The following is an 18,426-nucleotide window of genomic DNA, read 5'->3' on the forward strand; positions in this document are numbered from 1 at the left end:
AATCAATCTTCAAAAACTTCGAATTCTTGAGATTGTTCCCACATTTGCTCCCAAGGTTGACAAAACCTTTCAGTAGCATCGAACTTGACGGCGTACATCGGTTTTGACCCAGCCGCTGGGAGTGAATCACCTATAGCGTAGCACTGATCGTCAACAAATATTAGCCGGTCATGACATTCTGCATTTCTACGAACCTCAATACGGTGGTTAGTGTTCGAGACTAATTTTTCAGATGCATTACTCAAGTTTTCCTTTTTTCCCTGTGTGAGGATACGCTTTCGGACATCTTCAGATGTCTCCTTCAGATACCAGATGACCTCCTCGCTTCTCAAACTCGCTCAACTAGACAGTGCCTGAATAGACTTTGTTTTGATTATGGAATATATTATTTAGTTCAGAGAACCGTATTTAGAAATACGTAAATGGCTAGTCAACGGTCACGGGTTGCATCAGGATCATTCGCGAATGTTGTCCAGATGGTTTTGGGATTCATTGTGGTGGTGGCATTCAGCCGGCATCTGGGATCAGCAGAGATCGGAGTCTACTTCTTCGTTCTCTCGATAGTCGCGACTCTCGATGGTGGGATCAATGGGATCATTGCCGCACTGAAGAAACGAATATCTGAACAGGATGCAAACAGAGACGAGATACTCGGAGCTCTCGGAATCATCCTCATTCCGATATCTATCACCTTCTCGATTCTTATCTTTGTTGGAATGTCTGCATTGAATGGGAATTGGGATCCACGAGTCCCTCAACTGGTTGCTATTCTCTTCGCTCCCTTTGTGATTGCGACATCTATCACAAGAATGATCATCGGAATCAGTGAAGTGGGGAAGGCAAAGTGGTTACAGACTTCGAGGACGGCGTTCAGGGCAGTTGTTCAGTTCGCTCTAATTGGTCTTGGTACAACTGGTCTTGTGATAGGAAACACGATTGGGATTGTTGTCTTTCTTGTGATAGGATTGTTTGTCTTAGGGATTTATCCATCAATCCCGAGTCGCGAGACATTGAGATTGATTTGGGAATATGCTCGATACAGTATCCCGAGTGGGATTGTGGGTCGATTGAATGATTCTACTGATCAGATGATAATAGGACTTCTGTTCGTTTCATCAACAGTCGGACTCTATGGAGTTGCAGCACGACTTGTTGCTCCCGCACTTCTCATCACATCAGTGATACAGGGATCCCTTGAGACGAAAGTGAGCAATCTTCATTCCGGTGGACATGAGGTCAAGAAGGCAATCAGAGAGAATATGTCATTCACTGCCATCTTATCAATCCCGCTCTTCTTCGGTAGTTTAGCGATTGGAGATCACATTATAGCTGTGATATTCGGAGACGAATTCACCGGAGCGTATCTGTTCTTGGTCGTTCTTGCTTTCAGTCGTGTTGTGAAATCGCTTGCATCACCAATGACATCTATCATTGGGAGTTTAGATTGTCCCAGTGTTGTTTTCCGTATCAATCTTGCATCTTCTATGGTCTTGCTCGTTGGATGCTTCGGGATGGGAATAGCTATCGGGGGTGTTGGAGTTGCTCTTGGAATTGTTGCCGCAATCATGACGAGATTTGTTCTTTGTGTCAATTTCCTCCATCCCAGAGTTGGCATTAAGAATCTTGTTACACGACAATTCTTCGAACAGGTGGGTGCTGGATTCATTATGCTTATCATCACATATGCATGGGATCAATCTACAGTCGTCACAGGGTGGATGGAGACAGGGATTCTCATTGGTATTGGTGGTGTAGTCTATTTCCTCGTCCTACTCACAATGAGTCCGGAATTCAGAGATCTCGCAAGGGGTGTCACTGAGGACTTTTATTCTTCTAGCATGTAGATTATAATATGAGACTCGATAGCCCGATTGGAACTATTCCTCTTAAACGGCTGTGTTGAATCGCCATAAGGCAGTGGAATTCACTGTTTCACAGCGCGTTTGATGTTATAGACGACACACATCAGAGCGATTTCTCTGAACTCACGGAAACATGACTGGTTTTTGTGGGGGTCCCGAAAGCAAGCGACGGATGCAGATGCTCGTATCACGGATGGAAACCCATCGAGATACCGACACTGACGGAGATTAGCGAAAACCGGGTCTGTATTTTCAGTTTTACTTTCACTCTGGTTGGCTGGCGTTGAAGTCTGTTTGAGCCGTATGGCGACCTGCATCGTCCGCAAATTGCCATCGACCGAAACCAATAGATGGACACAAAAAGCCGAAAACAGTTCGACCTCGTCGTGCGGGAATGCGATGACCCAAACCACAAAAAGAAAGAGTCGCTGAAGGAGGTTTTCGAAGAGCTATCGGGGGAAACTGACGGTTATGTGGTAAAAGAGTTCGCTGATGAAATCCGTGGTTATGCGGCCGAACACAATCAACTTCCTACAGCAGACTACTCTCGCCATATTGGCTTACGTTTGAGCCGACAGCGAGGCTTCGACATTCAACACGGAGTACTCGTACGTAGATAGTCGGGATTCTACCACCGACTTTCGAACGAGAAGAGCGCTTTTCTAACATACTGGCTTCCCACAACACCGATTAGCCTCAAGCTTCCATCTCGCGTTCATTCTCGACTGCTAGTCGCCCACGCCGCCCAACACTCTTCGTCGCAGAAAACGGGCCGGTAGAACAGATTCCCCAGTTCGTCATCTACCCGCACCCAGGCTCCGACGTGCTCCGTATCGACGGCCACTGGTTCGCCACACGCCTCGCAGGCCTTTGTGTCCCCGTCCAGATATCTCCGATTGGTTCGGGTGGCGTCGACGTTGACGATCGTGCCCTCGTCGCTGGCTGGCGGGCCCGCAAGCCCCTCGGCTGATGCGTGCATAGCTGAATGCTGTGTCGCCTAGAGGGTATACACCAGCCTACCGGGCTGAAAGTGAAAGCACCGGACAAAAATACCACACTACCAACCCTTGTGGAATCCCTATTCAGATAAATCATTAACACCTAACAAGAATATACGATTACTATGGATAGGATTTCAAAATGCTATCTTATAGGAGCTGGTGCAAGCCATGGACACAGTCCAGACTTATCTAGTGAAGAAGCACCGCCGATGCGCTGTGGGCTATTTGTTGATGGGTACTCAAATGGGTTGCTGAGGGAATCCCAATTCGAGTTCTTATTAGAGTATATTTTGGAGGAACTGGATATCCCTGAAGATCCGGACGCTATCGAAGCGGACCAACTTTGTTTTGATGAGGAAGAATTCTTTAATGAAATTTATCAAAAAACTATACCCTCAAGTGACGCTGACTCAGCTACAACCGACTTAGATGCCAGCCGTGCAATAGGGTCTTCATTTTATTATTTTTATGAACTATTTCGACGATATTCAAATATCTTCTCACCACAGGGAAGCTACTACACGGATTTAGCATTACATAACTATGACACCAGATTTGGAGTGATATCTTTGAATTACGATGTAATGTTAGAGAAATCAATCTGCTACACTGGCCAACAATACCACTACCCATCCGACCAGCATCAAAATGGCATACCTATCGCGAAATTACATGGAACTATTAATTTACTTAATGATTTTGGTGCTGGTTATAATACAGGCAACGAAGGTGACTTTTTGAATAGAGTGAGACATATCGTTTCTAATACTGAGCTTCGACGAAACATCCCTTTGAACTTCGAACAACTTCACGAGATTGATTATGAAGACCTGGCTCTAAATTTTGACAGTTTGCACGAACCTGCACTCATGCCACCACTCGGGTCAGCGAAGGATTATCGGAAAAATATAATTTACTCTGAAAATTGGAAAGCGGCAGAACAATTGCTTGAGGATATTGAGGAACTGGTTGTTATCGGAACCAGTATCGCTGATGATGACATGCTTCTGGTGGATTTGCTAGAATCAACTATTGATTCTGATGTGACTGTCACTATTGCGGCTGGAGGTAACTCTGATGAGATTAGAAATCGAGTCTTCCCTAATAATCAATACGAGCCTATTGATGCGGAAGGCCCATATTTTAGTGATTACGTTAATCGACGACTGTAATAATATACCTTCTGCCAATATGCGCTAACCAACACCAACGCCCGAATTGCCCCGACTGTTGGTTAGCTCAGTGTCGTGCTGCGAGTGCCCGGCCCTTGTTCGGGCCGATGCCCGTTCACGGGCTCGTACGCGTCCTGGTCAGCGTCCCGATAGTCCTCCCAGCCGTCGAACCACTGCGCGAGCCGAAACGCTGTCGCCGGCCCGATTCGGTCCACCGCGACGGCGTCGCGCATGATGCGCTCGGTGTCTGGGTCCTCGAGGACGGCGATGCGCTCGCCGAACTCGACGTAGTCCATCTCGGTGGTCTGGTAGCGCTCGCGCAACTCAGTTTCGCGCTCGTTGAGGTACGACTCGATCTCGTCGCGGCCGTCGCCGCGGGTCTGGATGTCACGGGCAGCGTACCCAGCAACAGCGCCGACGCCGAACACTACAAGCACTAATTCAGCCATCTCAGAACCGCTGCCACTCCAGCCGGCCGTCCTTGTGCTCCCGAATATCCCGACTGATGAGCTCGGCGAGCTTCTCTTCGACGACGGGCTCGGGGTAGCGGAACTGACTGTCGTACACCAGCGTCTCGACGAGTTCCCGCTTCGGGAGTTCGCCCTCACGACTCATGTTGTCCTGTATCCGGGTCTTGCAGTCCCCTCGCACGCGGGACTTCGTGGCCTCGATGTCGACGAAACCCCTGGAGATGTCGCCGTAGTAGTACTCCGACAGGGTTGTCGGCGGCATCTCGTAATCCTGCCGGGCCTCCAGCACGGTCTCGATATCGGCGACCAGTTCGCCCGCGTCGCGAAGAGCGAGCCGGCGACCGTTGACACTCGCAACGTGGATTGTCCGGCCGTTGGCATCCTCGATGGGACACGCGTGGACGTACGTCTCGAACGAGAACCGCCGCCGTCGCCAGCCGCGACCAGATGCTGGTCGTTGCCCTCGCGGGTTGGGGTCTGCGGGCCGGCGAAGTCGCGGTGCTACACCAGGACCAACTCCATCTCGACGTCGACGAACCGTACATCCGGTTCGACGAGCGAAAGAACGGCCCCGGGACCGTCGCCATCGTCTTCGGCGAGGACGTGGCCCGCCGGCACGTCTCCCGCGTTGATGGCTACCTGTTCCCCTCGCAGCGCTCGAAAACCGGCCACGTCGACTGCACGACAATGGCCGGGTGGTTCCATGACCTCGCCGACACGGCCGGGGTTCCCGAGGAGATCGACGGCGTTGCCCGGAAGCCACACATGGGCCGCCGGTTCTGGTATGATGCCTACTCACAGACGACGCAGGACTTGCTGGGACACGTTCAGGATATCGCGAACGAACAGGGCAGTGCGAGTGCGAAGGTGGTGTTCGAGGACTACCTGACCGACGAGCGAAAGCGAGAACTCCGGCGGGAGTTCATGCGAGAGAAACTATCCGAGGCTTTCGACAGCGAGTAGACTACTCGTCGTCCCCAAGCACTTCCTGTTCCAGCCGCTGCAATCGCGCTTCGACATCGCCCGGGCTGTCGGTCTCGTTGTGGAACTTCGCAAGCAAGTTCTCCTTACAGGCGCCGTTGAGTCTCTTTATGTCCTGGGCGATGTGCTCAATGCGCTGTCGGATGTTGTACCGCCGCTCACGTTGGGTGGTTTCGCATGAATGTGACGATCGCTACCACTGGCCCAAAAGCCAAATCACACCAACAATCAATGCACCGGCGACACCAATAATAAGAAAGCCGATAGGTTCCATATCAAATAGCACGGCTGATTTAAATATAATCTTTCTGCCCGTTCGGCCACGCCGCGACGGATGGGGGTGCTGAATAAGTAATCAGGACTGGCTGACTTGCGAAATTGGGGGACTGTATGGCCGAAGTGCGGGAACCGTGCTCGCGTTTCACCTTCACGGAACAGTTACCGCACTCCGGGGTTGCTGGGAACGCGGTTTGCCGCGTTCTGAGTTCTGAACCGTACTGCACGCGTGCTGTTGCGTTCCCACATTGGCGTACTGGTGAGTGTTGTAAAGACTCTGGCCTTGCGCTAGAAAGCCACTCAAATATCCAGTCGACAGCGTTGACGCTCACCAAACAGGAGGGGTCCAAGTAAGCGAGCCTATCGACGACACTGGGACGCCTCGCTCGGACATCAACTACGGCGATCGTCTATGGCGTTGTAGCCATTCGGGAAGTGATGACTGGCGATGAGAATGTCCATATTGAGGTCGTTGGCATCGACGGGAACGACCTCAGCCGAATTGGTCGCGATCTCAATGATATCGGTCTCAAGGTCGTTGACGAGGATATCATCCGCAATGAATACACACGATCATTCCATCAGTTCGGAGCCAAAGCGATTGTCGATAATAGTTAACAGTATATTTCTGATAATACGAAATAGATGGCCCAATATTTCTGAATCAGAAATCAAACCTACAATCTTATCAGTTGTCGGCATATATGGGCGAGTGAGAACCGAGCGTTCCGGGCGGCATCTTGTTGGCCCGATACCGCTCTCAGTCATAATGACAATTCGAACTCACTCGGATGACACAACCGTCCGCTTGTCCGCAGAAACGTCGTTACTCGTCGTCAGCGATAGCTATGTCGCAGCGCTACTTGCATCAGATACCGACGCCGAAGGGGCCCACCTTGTCACTGATAGCGATCGAGTCGCTGCACGGACTCCGGACAGCGTTCGGACGACAGTCGGCAACGTGACCGCGGCCGAGACGCTTGATTCTGTCACCGACGCGATCGTCGCGGTGGTTGCGCTCCAGCGTGACCAGCAGACGCTACTGGTGACACAACTCCTTCGCAAACAGTCCGAAATCGATACAATTGTCATTCTACTCAATGATCCAGAGCGACGCGAAGCCTTCGAACACCTAGCAAATAGCATCGTCTGCGTGCCGACTTATCTCTCAACGGAACTGAATAACACCCTCGAACAGATCCTGCCGGAACTACCGTCCCATTCATGACAAAAGACCTCGAACGAGATCTCGGACTTCCCTCCGTTTTGGCGATTAGTATTGGTGCAATGATCGGTAGTGGAATCTTCATTCTTCCGGCGTTGGCGCTGGGTATCGCCGGTCCCGCCGTTATTATGGCGTACGCGCTGGCCGGCCTGCTCGTCGTTCCAGCTGCCCTCTCGAAATCGGAGATGGCGACTGCGATGCCTGAAGCCGGAGGGACCTACATTTACATAGAACGTGGGATGGGTCCCCTACTTGGAACTGTCGCGGGCGTCGGGACATGGTTTTCGTTGTCGTTCAAGGGCGCACTCGCCTTGGTTGGCGGGGTCCCGTACCTTCTCTTGCTTTTCGACCTTCCCCTGAAACCGGTCGCGCTGGGGCTTGCGGTTGTCCTTATCCTCATCAACATCGTCGGTGCCAAACAGACGGGGCGGCTACAGGTTGCCATCGTGGTTGTGATGCTGGCGGCGCTTGGCTGGTTCGCCGCTGGCAGTGCCCCCAGCGTCCAATCGGCCAACTACGCGAACTTCTTTGCCGACGGTCTCGGCGGCCTACTTGCGGCCACCGGACTGGTGTTTGTCTCCTACGCGGGCGTCACCAAGGTCGCTAGCGTCGCCGAGGAAGTGGAGGACCCTGGCCGGAACATCCCACTAGGGATACTTGGGTCGCTTGCCTTCACGACGATACTGTACGTCGCAATTGTCGCGGTGCTGGTCGGTGTGACTGACCCCGGAAGCGTCGCCGGTTCGCTGACTCCGGTCGCTGTTGCCGCTGAGGTTACGATGGGACAGGCCGGTGTCATTGCGGTCATCATCGCGGCCATCCTCGCGCTCATTTCGACGGCCAATGCGGGCATCCTCTCCTCGTCACGCTATCCCTTTGCGATGAGCCGTGACCAGCTTGCCCCGCCGTCGCTCTCGGACGTTAGCGAGCGGTTCGGCACGCCGTTGAACTCCATTACGCTCACCGGCGCAGTGTTGCTCGTGCTCATCGCCTTCGTCCCAATCCTCGATATCGCAAAGCTTGCGAGTGCGTTCCAGATTATGGTGTTCGCTCTCATCAACGTCGCTGTTATCGCCTTCCGCGAGGGGAGCGTCGAGTACGAACCGGAATTCACCTCCCCGCTGTACCCGTGGATACAAATATTCGGCGGGGTGACCGGCCTGCTGCTGTTGACCCAGATGGGAACAGTCGCGCTCGTCGGTGCCCTCGTCATCATCGTTAGCAGTATCGCTTGGTATTTGTTCTATGTCCGCTCTCGGGTCGACCGAGAGGGTGCGGCGACCGATGCTATCCGCCGACAGGTTGGTCGAGAGTCACTCACCGAGGTCGAATCCACCATTGACGAGAACCGCAATGAGGTGCTTGTCGCCCTGACAAAAAACGATGGCAGTGCGCGCGAACGGGCTCTTATCGAGCTGGCGGCCGACCTTGTCAGGCCTGACGACGGCCGTGTCGTCGCCGTCAGGTTTCAGGAGGTACCCGACCAAGCCCCGCTAACCGACGATGTGACGGCCCAGTCTTCGTCGGATATCTCCTTTGAGAGGCGGACTGAGGCGCTGGCGGATGACCTCGACATCGATATTGAGGCTGATGAAATCGTCAGCCACGACACGAAACACGCCATCGTCAACTTCGCCAAACGCCGTGGTGTCGACACTATTGTGGCCGAACACGAACCGCTCCGGCTTCGGTCTCGACTGGTCGGGGACCCAATCGACTGGGTCGTTAGACACGCATCCTGTGACGTGTTGCTCGTTGATAACCTCGGATACGACGAACCGGAACACGTCGTTCTCTCGGGTGAACGTGGTCCGTACCCACCTCTCGCTGTGAACGTTGCCGAGGCTATCGCGGCGGCTAACGACGGTGCAATTTCGCTCTGGTACCCTGTTAGCGACAAAAAGGCCGATACACAACGCGAGACTGTATCTGAGTATCAGGCGGAGCTGTCGAAGATGCTCTCGGTGCCGGTCCACTCGGAATCGCTCAGAACTGATGGTGGGCAGCCCTCTCAGCCCGACCTGTTGGTACGTCGCGGGGTCGACGACAGCCTCCGGGGAGCGCTGTTCGACGTGCGCCCAACATTCCCGAACCCTGGCTGTACGACTGTTACAATTTACTCGCACGACTCGCGTCAGCCGGGGTTCATCCGACGGTTGTTTGAACGCCTCACTTTCTAGCCACTGTTTTTTCCATGCCCGAGCTACCGTACCGGTATAGACAACTGCGAATGACTCAGCTACTTCGTAACGAAACAGACACGATTACGATACTGAATATACGCTCTGACGACACCGCAGAAAAGGGCGTTCTGACGAGAACACCCTGGTCCAATCACCAGGCTCTGTTGAAACCCTCAACAGGTGACAGATTCTATCCCGGTTGCGGTCGATACAGGGAATCTATGTATCAAAGAAGCCGATCTTCGTAATCTCGAACCGGGCGCCCATCTCTGTGCTGTCTGTGACTCGAATCTCCCAGCCGTGTGCTTCCACGATGTCTTGGACGATCTTCAACCCGAACCCCGTCCCCTCGGTCGTTGACGAGTATCCAGCCTGAAACACCGTCTCGCGGTCGGCCTCCTGGATGCCGCTCCCGTCATCCGCAACAAAAAAGCCCGACTCATCAACGAGGTCGCCCACTGTGATGTGTACATCTCCGCCACCGTGCTCGATGGCGTTGCGAAACAGGTTCTCAAACACCTGCTTCAACCGACTCTCGTCGGCCAACACTGTACGATCGGTCGCCACGGTTAGGGTCGCATCACCTGTCTCGACGGTGGCCCAACAACCCTCGACCAGCGATGGAAGATGAATCGCATCACGGCTGCCGACAGCCTCGCCTTGGCGGGCGAGCGTGAGCAAATCCTCGATAAGCTGTTCCATCCGGGTCAGTGCCTCCACAGCAATTTCGAGATGGTCGCTCTGGCAGTCTTCTTGGGCTAATTCAAGATGGCCGGTCGCGACGCTGAGCGGGTTCCGAAGATCGTGCGACACCAAACTTGCGAACTCCTCTAGCCGGTCGCGCTCCCGGAGCACCTCCTGTTCCCGCTCGCGGAGTTGTGCTTCACGGTCGAGCCGGGCCAGTACCTGAGTCACGGTGCCGGCCCAGATCTCAGCCAACGTGACATCCCTTTCGTCGAACGCATTCGGTTCGGTTGCCGCGATGTTGAGCACGCCATATTCCCCCAGCGGGAGAACAAGTTCGCTTCGAAGCGGTGTCTCAGGATTGTGCCGCTCTGGGACGCTCGTCAGGTCATCGAACACGCGCGTTTCCTTCGTGGTAAACACGTCCCACGAAAGGCTTTCACCCCCCTCATAGGTTGGAATCGTTTCAAGAAGGGCGTCGCTTCGTTCGGAAACTGCCGCGGGCTCAAGAACTTCGCGAGACTCATCGTAGAGCCAGAGGCCGACGATCGGGAAATCGAGAATGCGGTCGAGATACAGGATGGCCCGCTCAGCGGCCTCCTCTTGAGAGTCGGTTTGCAGCATATCTTGGACAGCTCCGTGGAGGCCTTCGAGATACGCGTTCTGCTCGTGGACTTCGAGTTCTGCGAGTTTGCGCGTCGTGATATTAAGATGGCCCATCACGGCGAAGCGAGCACCCTGCTGCTCGAATCCCTGTACAGTCATCAGGAACCAGCGTTGTTCAGTGGGGGAGTGACACGGATATTCCAAACTGAACTGCTCCTCCTCACCGACGAGGACGGCTTCGAGCCCATCTGCAGCCGCCTGGGCAGAGGCATCGTCTGCAGCGGTCGTCACCGTGAGATAGTTGTCACCGATCGTAGCCGCGTCCGCACCGACGAGACCATTCCCTAGACCGAACGCCCGCCACTGATTGTTCGTATAGAGAATCTCTCCATCAGCAGCTAACACAGCAGCTTCCGCCGGAAACACGTCCAAAGCGGTCGTCAGAAGGTCAGCACTCGGAGAGGAAACCATACTGATAATACGTGAAGAGAGGTATAAGCCCACCCAATTAAATCAATCCCAAATATTCGAGTTAGAGTTTGTCTCAAATAGGGCGGGTAAATTGGCTGGTGCGGTCGATCTTGTTCGATTAATTTCTTCCCACTGCCAGGGCTTCAGCCGATATACCGACTCAGCCGCTGGGCACAGGCACGGAAACACGAAACAAAGTGGACAGAGGGGACAATGTGGACTATGATACAACCGTCTCCCCTGTCCACTACGTAAACCAGCACACCGATTCAAAAATTTACCCTGTATTATTTTATTTAAAATAAGGGGATGCGCCGACTAATATGGATTTACTCACGCAGAGTCAGCCTCGGTTCTCGCTTTCTGGGACACATAAATCACCAACCCGAATATCCCGAACGCTCCGTATGCAACCCCTCGGACTTTTGGCGACGATAAATTCCGCTTCATGGTATCTCGATAGACGTAGTAGCCGACCGTCGGCCAGAAAATCACGAGATACAGCCCAACACGGACGAGAAATCCATTATACGCAGCGAGCCAATCCATAGGTAGTAGAAGTTTCTCTCAGTGAAGAAGATTGGTCTCAATCAGGAGTCAACACGCAAACCTACTGAGCGGCGTACTCGCTCGTCCAGAACTGAAACGAATGGTCTTGTTGAAACCCTCACTCATTGATAGGTTTCAGCAGTCTTGCTGAATACACAGCACGGATCCATCAAACACGAATTGAGTCGATCCGGGAGGCGATTAGCCAGTTTCCATCCGGATATACAGGAGAAGTATGGCGAACATATACAGCGCCATCCCTCCGACGACGCCCCACGTCAATACGTTCGATGGGTCGAAATTGGTCCAGACACGGACGACACCGATCAGGACCATCGTGAAGCCAAGTATTTGACTTTGGACCAATATTCTGGAGGCGCTCCAGCGTGGATCGAGCACGACGACGCCGTTAACGACGCCAAAGAGAGCGAACCATCCCGCTAAAATTCGCGCCGTGAAGGGGGAGACGGTCCATGGCCACACACCCACCATGAGTTCCGGTGTGATAAACAGGACGACGGCACTGGCTGTGACGATTGCTCCTAAGGCACCACCAAGCACCCGTACCGCTTGTGGAAGACGGAGTTCGCCTCCTTCCAATTCCCCAAGTTCTGTTCGTTGATTGAGCGCCCAAATCGCTGGAATGAGGACGGGGGTGACTGCGTAGAGGAAGACCCAGAGATCGAACGTGAAGTGACTGTGGTTGAAGTTTTCCCAGTGGAGCACGGTGGCAATAGCCATCAACCACGTGAATGTGGCAATCCCGAGGAAGACCGGTGCGACCGTGTGCCACTCGTCAACGGTGGATACCCGATAAAAGAAATACACGCCAGCTCCGTAGCCTGCGCCCATTACGATTGGCGTCATCTCGGGCCGGATCGTCCAAGCAAAGTACGTAGTGGTCTGGCTGGGCAATCCGTAGAGGACCAGAAACGCTGCAGCTAGAAACGGGATAATGAAGCGCGCGACCCATCGGGTAATCGGAAGGACCTGTCCCCCACGGCCAGAGGGTGCCATCCACCTTCGAAGATTTGCTTTCTGTTCGGTCATTGTTACCACCTAACACGGTCGAATTCAGCGCTCGAGACTATATCTGTTCCCCATTTGATCGATGCACACTCTATATTCAGCAGTCCGTTCCTCTCGGAATTACGGACAGTCGGCCCCTCGTGTGAGATGGCGAGGCTTCGCTCCAGATTGTGGACAATGCACTTGATGACGAGTTCGCGGAACTGCTTCCACCACAGGCGTGACCGGACGAATGCCCCGAATTTCTGTTTGATCGCCGCGTTGACTGTCTCGTTAATGTTCCGCCTATGGTAGAGGTCGCTGTCCAGCCGTGCATTCCACGCCTTGTGGAGTGGGGTAAACTCTCGATGTTTGATGAGTGGGCGAATCTCGTGGTCACGAGCGAGTCGCCGGAGTTTCTGGTCGTCGTATCCCTTGTAACCGGTCAATACCGTAATCGACGCCGCGTTCCGTTCCAGTACCTATGGCGAAATCTGCGTATCGTGCTTCCGCGTTGTCGTCACGTGAACATCGAGAATGGCGTTGGTCGCTGTATCGACCAACAGTGTTGTCTTCAACTGCTGAATAGTGAGGTTCGTTCGCTTCGTGTAGTGAGTTGAGGCATGCGCCCGCTCAAAGCCGGACGCATCGATACCGGTGACACCGTTCAATGGCAAGTCTGCGAGCGAGACGTTCAGTAACACCCGCCAGACGGCCATCTCCAAGCGGTCGAACGCTTTGCAGAGTGTCGAGGGTGCGGGGATTGAATCGAGATTGAGGGCGTCACGGACACGAGGCATTTCGATAAGTTCGTCAAGAGGTCGCGGTACGTGGTCGTCTTCTTCACTTTGAGACAGAGCAAGACGACGTGCTGGCGAAGCGAGAACCGCCTCCGCGAATAGCGAGTCGAGAACCGAGAACAGTACGACGGGCCAACACGATAGCACGCTCAACGAACTGGAGGAGGCGTGATTTGGGAGGGAATCTATTCTGTCTCGCGCTACTCATCAGTCGTGTTTGTCAGCAAGGGTTTCAACAAGGCCCAACGAATCTATATTTTCAATAACGACTTCTTAGACCAGCCGCCGTTCGGTCAGTACAGAGTGTCTATTCAGCAGCGAACTCGACGTCAGTAAACTCGAACCGTGCACCACTCTCGGAACCGTCAGTCACGCAAATGTCCCAGCCATGAGCGTCAGCCACCTGTTCGACGATGTGCAGACCGAAACCGGTCCCGTCCTCAGCCGTAGAGTACCCAATCTCGAACACAGTCTCTCGAGTGTCTTCGTGAATCCCTGGTCCGGTATCTTCCACATAGAAGCCGTCATCTCCCTCGCCTACGGTGACGGTCACACCTTCGCCACCGTGTTCGATCGCATTCCGCATGAGATTCTCAAGGAGTTGCTTGAGACGGCCTTTGTCAGCGTAGATTGTCCGGGTAACATCCGTCGTAAGTGTCGCCTCTGTAGTGGCCACAGTCCCCCAGCAAGTCTCTGTAAGCGTCGCCAGATCGATTGCTTCGGTATCAGTCACTTCCCCGCCCTGACGTGCCAGTGTGAGGAGATCATCGATCAGCGTCCCCATGCGTTCGTGGGCGCGAGTGATAGCGTCTAAGTGCTCGTTCTCACACTCCTTACGAGCCAGTTCTACTCGCCCCTGTGCGACATTCAACGGATTCCGGAGGTCGTGAGAGACGATACTCGCAAACTCTTCAAGCCGATTTCTCTCACGTTTCAGTTCCTTCCGTTCGCTAATATCGATGTAGAACGCAATCGTTCCAATGATAGTGTCCGTGGCATCGTACCGGGGGACGGCGCGCAACAGCGTTTCGACGGGTTTCCCGTCAGCCGCCACCAGTTTCCGGTCTTCGCGCATAAACTCCCCAGAGAGCGCGCGTTCGTAGCCACCGTCCTCCAGAAGCTGTCGCCGGGAGTCATCAGTATAGAACGCCGCTAGCGGTTGTTCGAGAATGTCTTCCGTGTCGTACCCCAGAGTTTGGACGAACAACTGGTTACAATCCTCGATGATTGGTTCCTCGTCCGCGGCGCGTGTTTCTACGATCATAACTGGTGCCTCCTCGAAGAGATACCGATACTGGTCTTCGAGTTGGCTGGTCAACTCCGCCAACTCGGCGGTTCGCTGTTCGAGTTCCCGTTCATGTTCTGTTTGTTCAGTAACATCACGATAGGTCCAGAGGTGGCCCCCTCCATCAGGGAGTTCGATTGGTCGGTAACTCTGCTCGAGCATCCGGCTGTCGGTCAGTGAGAATTCTTCGTTGTCCGTTGGCTTCCGTTCGGCCACCAACTCGTTGATGTGGCCGACAAACTCGTCGGTGTTGACGAACATATCACTGGCCTGTACGGTTAGCTGTTCACAATTCATGCCGATCGCATCCGCTGGAGTGCCGGGGAACTCGAACAACTCAAACAGCCGCCTGTTGACCGCGAGCACGTTTCGGGATGCGTCTTCGGCAAGAACACCGACAGGAAGCGTCTTGAACAGCGTCGAGAGTACCGCGTTCGTCTCTTCGAGCTTCCGTTTGCGTTCCGTCCGCTCGCTGATGTCACGTATGATGCCAGTCGTCCCACGAAACTCTTCGTCAAACGGTAGCAACGCGATGTGAGCTTCGCAAACAAGCTGATCACCGTCGGCGGATACCAGGTCCATCTCGAATGTATCACGGGATTGCTCGTCGCTGCGCACTAACTCTTTGATCATCGTTTCACCCGTAATGATATCGTCCTCATTCATGATTATCGAGATGTGCTCACCCAGCAACTCGGATTCCTTGTAGCCGGTGAGTTCGGTAAGTGCGTCGTTAACGAACATAAATTTCCCCTCCGAATCGAGCGTATACACTGGATCACCAGACGCTTCGATTATCGTTTCGTAGCGTTCGAGGGCCTTATGTTCCTCGCGGAGTTGCTCCTGTATCTCCAACGAATGGATTGCATGCGCAATGTCGTCGCCAATTTCAGTGAGGAGGTCACGTTCGGTCGCATCGAACGCATGCGGCCGGTTAGCGTACACACTGAGGATTCCGTAGAGTGTGTCATCGTATTCTAGCGGAAGAGCGGCAACTGCCTGGAACCCGCGCTTGAGGGCGTGCTCACGCCAAGGGTCGAAGTTGGGACCGTCCTGGACGTTCTGGGTGACGGTGACACGACGTTCCCGGGCGGCCGTACCGCCAGGCCCCTGTCCGGTGTCGGTCCCGTCAGCAGTGACCGTAATCTCCTCGAGGTAGCCTTCGTCAATGCCTGCCGACGCTCGTGGTGTGATCGCATCGGTGCTGGAATGGACTTCGCCGATCCATGCAAAGTGATAGGGATTGGCCTCACTGAGAATCTCACAGACGCGGGTCTCAGCGTCCGAACGCGACTCCGCACGGACGAGCGCCTGGTTAACGTTGCTGCGGAGGGTGCGGACGCGGTCGAGTTCGGCAGCACGCTGGCTGGCACGATACTGCTGGACTACGTTCCGGATGCGATTAGCAAGTATCGTGTATTGGTCGGTTCCACTCTCCTTCTGGAGATAGTCGGTCGCCCCCGCAGAGACAGCGTCACTGGCGACTTCCTCGCAGCCCTTACCGGTATAGAGAATAAAAGGGAGGTCGGGGTCGTCCTTGCGGACAGTTTTGAGGAACTCGATACCGTCTTGGCTGGGCATGTCGTAATCGGAGACGATACAATCGAAGTCCTCGTCGGTGAGTCGCTCCAAGGCTTCGCTGGCACTCGTTGCAGTTTCGACGGTGATCCTATCACTTGTCCGTTCGAGGAAGGTGGCTACCATGTCGGCAAAATCTGATTTGTCATCCACATGAAGCACGCAAATTGGTCCCGTGGAAGAACTATTCATAATAGATATCTCAAAAGAGAAATGAAATAACCTCTGGATAGAATATCAGGATTGATAACAAAACAGGGGTACGTCATCGACGGTTAAATATACACTCGGACGTGATTTCCTCAACAACTATTGTTAAAAATTTTATAGAATACCTGGTCTGGCACTGTCTAGTTGAGCGAGTTTGAGAACTGAGTAGGCCGTAGCGAGAAGTGCCTATTGATTCACGAGCCGAAGCGGATATCTTTCACTTGGAAACAACTCTCTCAGGTCCGGAGGCCGTAGATGATACATACGAGGCCGGCGATTTCGAAGGTCTGGGTGACGACCTGGACGGCGACGCGGCCACCCGAGACCGGGAGCGCGAGATACACTAACGTAAGGACAAGTGGGACACCGAGTGCGAGGGCAAACCCCAGCGAGACGAACAGCATTGGCCGACTCTGATTGCGGCGGTAACCGCGGTACGCGAGATACGCGATGAACACACCAAGTGTGGCTCCGACCAGTTCGTATGCCAACAGACCTGACTGCACGAGTCCCGATAGCTGCCCGCCGGTCTGAAGCACGAACACGCTCGGGATTGCCCGGATAACGTCGAACATGGTTACATCTCCTCGATGAGTCGCGTAAACCGGTCGACAATGCGCTCGCGCCGCGTGATCTGAATCGACAGGTTCCCGTCCCCAAGATCGATGGTGATGCGATCGAGGTTGGGCGCGTAGACCTGGCGGTGATGCCCGCCATCCGGATCCGGGCGGGTCTGTTCGACGACAAAGTCGGCATCGCGCAATCGTTCGAGGCGGCGATAGATCGTCGGCCCTGACGCGTCACAATGGTCTTTCAGAGTGTGTGCTGACATGGGCTCTCGGCTGGTTTCGGTGAGGATTTCCCGGACCGTCTGGTCTTCGAGGAGACCAGCGACAGTCTCGATATCCGGCTCATCCTCACTCATTGGTAGCTATTCGCAGAAGGCCAGTAAAGGCGTGGCGACCACTTCAGCCCCTGAAGCCCTGCTCGTACTGCTTTTGATACACCCGTCGAAGCACTGGATGTGATGACGGGACGTCCAGTCTCCATCCGCGATTCACGCCTCGCATCGCTCGCCGACGAACGTCCTGCAACGACGTTTTTCGCATTCGCACTCGGCATCTCGTGGACACTCTGGCTCCCGCTGAGCCTCCAGTCCTCGGTGTCGAAGTTGCACATCATCCCCGGCGGGTTCGGGCCCGCGATCGCGGCAGTCGCGCTGACGTGGCTCCGCGGCGAAAGCGTCCGTGCCTGGTTGCATGACGGACTCGACTGGCGAGTCAGCAAACGCTGGTACGCGGTCGCGCTAGGCCTGCCCGTGCTCGCCAGCGTCGTCATGGGTGGGATTTTCGTCTTCGTCACTGGTGACTTCGCCGCTGACAGGATCACGCGGTACGTGCCGATGTATCCAATCATGTTGGTGTTCATGGTGGTCATGGGTGGTGGACAGGAGGAATTTGGTTGGCGAGGCGTCGCGCTCCCAGCTCTCCAAGACCGCTTCGACGCCCTAACGTCGAGTGTTGTCATCGGGGTCGTCTGGGCGGCCTGGCACCTCCCGCTGTTCGTGTTGGAGATTGGGAGCTACGGCGATCAGCCGTTCCCACTGTATGCGATTCTCGTCGTCGGGTTCGCCATCATCTTCACGTGGCTGTTCAACAACACCGACGGGAGCATCCTTCTGGCGATGGTACTCCACGGCGGTATCAACACGGCGTCAGGGCTCGGGGGTGCGTTCGTCAGTAACCTCTCCGGGGCAGGTATCCCAGTGCTCGGTGCCTACGCGGTCCCTATCTGGCTGATCGCGGGGGCGATCGTCATCCACTATGGTCGCCAGACCCTGACGGCTGGATCGACGGTTCCTGCGTTCGAAACGGATCGTCGAGAACGTAGTGTCTGACAGGTTTCGTCTCCGTAGATATCCCACGCTACGTTTCCGACTCGTTGTAGGATGTCACTCAGTACCACGAGGCTGCTTGAGATCAAAGAGGCTCAGGCGCTCGCATTCCGCGCCATCGCGGATGTTGGACGATAGCGAACCGCTGACGAGACAGACAGATCCGCATCC

14 protein-coding genes and 3 pseudogenes are annotated in these 18,426 nt (G+C 54.4%); 7 read left to right on the top strand and 10 right to left on the bottom strand.

Features of this window, described 5'->3' with window-relative positions; translation table 11 throughout:
• Nucleotides 1–2: 2 nt before the first annotated feature.
• On the bottom strand, nt 3–332 hold the full coding sequence (locus KZ498_RS21090) for a hypothetical protein (RefSeq protein ID WP_312621393.1): 330 nt from the start codon (nt 330–332) through the stop codon (nt 3–5).
• Nucleotides 333–422: 90 nt separating this feature from the next.
• Here KZ498_RS21090 and KZ498_RS21095 point away from each other — a divergent pair, with 90 nt between their 5' ends.
• Nucleotides 423–1,844 (top strand): oligosaccharide flippase family protein, encoded by a 1,422-nt coding sequence (locus KZ498_RS21095; RefSeq protein WP_312621394.1) that lies wholly within the window; start codon nt 423–425, stop codon nt 1,842–1,844.
• A 733-nt stretch (nt 1,845–2,577) separates the two neighbouring features.
• Here the strand turns inward: KZ498_RS21095 and KZ498_RS21100 are convergent.
• A complete protein-coding gene (locus KZ498_RS21100; RefSeq protein ID WP_312621395.1) occupies nt 2,578–2,841 on the bottom strand; it encodes a hypothetical protein in 264 nt (87 codons plus the stop codon).
• Between the two features lie 144 nt (nt 2,842–2,985).
• On the opposite strand from KZ498_RS21100, the gene KZ498_RS21105 reads away from it, so the two are divergent.
• Nucleotides 2,986–4,035: a hypothetical protein gene (locus KZ498_RS21105; RefSeq protein WP_312621396.1), complete on the top strand. Its 1,050-nt coding sequence runs from the start codon at nt 2,986–2,988 to the stop codon at nt 4,033–4,035.
• 62 nt (nt 4,036–4,097) lie between these two features.
• Here the strand turns inward: KZ498_RS21105 and KZ498_RS21110 are convergent, their stop codons facing one another.
• Together KZ498_RS21110 and KZ498_RS21115 are read right to left on the bottom strand one after the other, a co-directional pair.
• Nucleotides 4,098–4,484 (bottom strand): hypothetical protein, encoded by a 387-nt coding sequence (locus KZ498_RS21110; RefSeq protein WP_312621398.1) that lies wholly within the window; start codon nt 4,482–4,484, stop codon nt 4,098–4,100.
• A gap of 1 nt (nt 4,485) precedes the next feature.
• Nucleotides 4,486–4,767, bottom strand: a complete 282-nt coding sequence (locus KZ498_RS21115) for a hypothetical protein (RefSeq protein WP_312621400.1) — start codon at nt 4,765–4,767, stop codon at nt 4,486–4,488.
• Nucleotides 4,768–4,928: 161 nt separating this feature from the next.
• Between KZ498_RS21115 and KZ498_RS21120 the strand changes: the two are divergent.
• The 4 genes and pseudogenes from KZ498_RS21120 to KZ498_RS21135 form a co-directional block, all read left to right on the top strand.
• Nucleotides 4,929–5,468 (top strand): annotated as a pseudogene (locus tag KZ498_RS21120) (hypothetical protein); the annotation flags it as partial.
• 702 nt (nt 5,469–6,170) lie between these two features.
• Nucleotides 6,171–6,380 (top strand): annotated as a pseudogene (locus KZ498_RS21125) (ArsR family transcriptional regulator); the annotation flags it as partial.
• Between the two features lie 151 nt (nt 6,381–6,531).
• On the top strand, nt 6,532–6,990 hold the full coding sequence (locus tag KZ498_RS21130; protein ID WP_312621402.1) for an NAD-binding protein: 459 nt from the start codon (nt 6,532–6,534) through the stop codon (nt 6,988–6,990).
• The gene (locus tag KZ498_RS21135) at nt 6,987–9,167 is read left to right on the top strand and encodes a universal stress protein (protein ID WP_312621404.1); all 2,181 of its coding nucleotides are present in this window, start codon (nt 6,987–6,989) and stop codon (nt 9,165–9,167) included. Before KZ498_RS21130 ends, KZ498_RS21135 begins: the two co-directional genes overlap by 4 nt.
• Nucleotides 9,168–9,389: 222 nt before the next feature.
• Here the strand turns inward: KZ498_RS21135 and KZ498_RS21140 are convergent, their stop codons facing one another.
• From KZ498_RS21140 to KZ498_RS21165, 6 genes and pseudogenes are all read right to left on the bottom strand, one after another.
• Nucleotides 9,390–10,964: a GAF domain-containing sensor histidine kinase gene (locus tag KZ498_RS21140; RefSeq protein WP_312621406.1), complete on the bottom strand. Its 1,575-nt coding sequence runs from the start codon at nt 10,962–10,964 to the stop codon at nt 9,390–9,392.
• A 717-nt stretch (nt 10,965–11,681) separates the two neighbouring features.
• Nucleotides 11,682–12,530 carry a hypothetical protein gene (locus KZ498_RS21145; RefSeq protein ID WP_312621408.1) on the bottom strand — a complete coding sequence of 283 codons (849 nt, stop codon included), beginning with the start codon at nt 12,528–12,530 and terminating at the stop codon, nt 11,682–11,684.
• Nucleotides 12,531–12,661: 131 nt separating this feature from the next.
• Nucleotides 12,662–13,496: pseudogene (locus tag KZ498_RS21150) on the bottom strand (IS5 family transposase); the annotation flags it as partial.
• Nucleotides 13,497–13,595: 99 nt separating this feature from the next.
• Nucleotides 13,596–16,304: a PAS domain S-box protein gene (locus KZ498_RS21155; RefSeq protein ID WP_312621410.1), complete on the bottom strand. Its 2,709-nt coding sequence runs from the start codon at nt 16,302–16,304 to the stop codon at nt 13,596–13,598.
• 293 nt (nt 16,305–16,597) lie between these two features.
• Complete coding sequence (locus KZ498_RS21160; RefSeq protein WP_312621412.1) at nt 16,598–16,936, bottom strand: hypothetical protein; 339 nt, start codon at nt 16,934–16,936, stop codon at nt 16,598–16,600.
• Between the two features lie 2 nt (nt 16,937–16,938).
• Nucleotides 16,939–17,286 carry a winged helix-turn-helix domain-containing protein gene (locus tag KZ498_RS21165; protein ID WP_312621413.1) on the bottom strand — a complete coding sequence of 116 codons (348 nt, stop codon included), beginning with the start codon at nt 17,284–17,286 and terminating at the stop codon, nt 16,939–16,941.
• 102 nt (nt 17,287–17,388) lie between these two features.
• On the opposite strand from KZ498_RS21165, the gene KZ498_RS21170 reads away from it, so the two are divergent.
• Entirely contained in the window at nt 17,389–18,258 is an 870-nt protein-coding gene (locus tag KZ498_RS21170) for a CPBP family intramembrane glutamic endopeptidase (protein WP_312621414.1), read from the top strand.
• Nucleotides 18,259–18,426: the final 168 nt, after the last annotated feature.

The sequence above is a fragment of the Haloarcula sp. 1CSR25-25 genome (assembly GCF_032027985.1).
Classification (GTDB): Archaea; Halobacteriota; Halobacteria; order Halobacteriales; family Haloarculaceae; genus Haloarcula.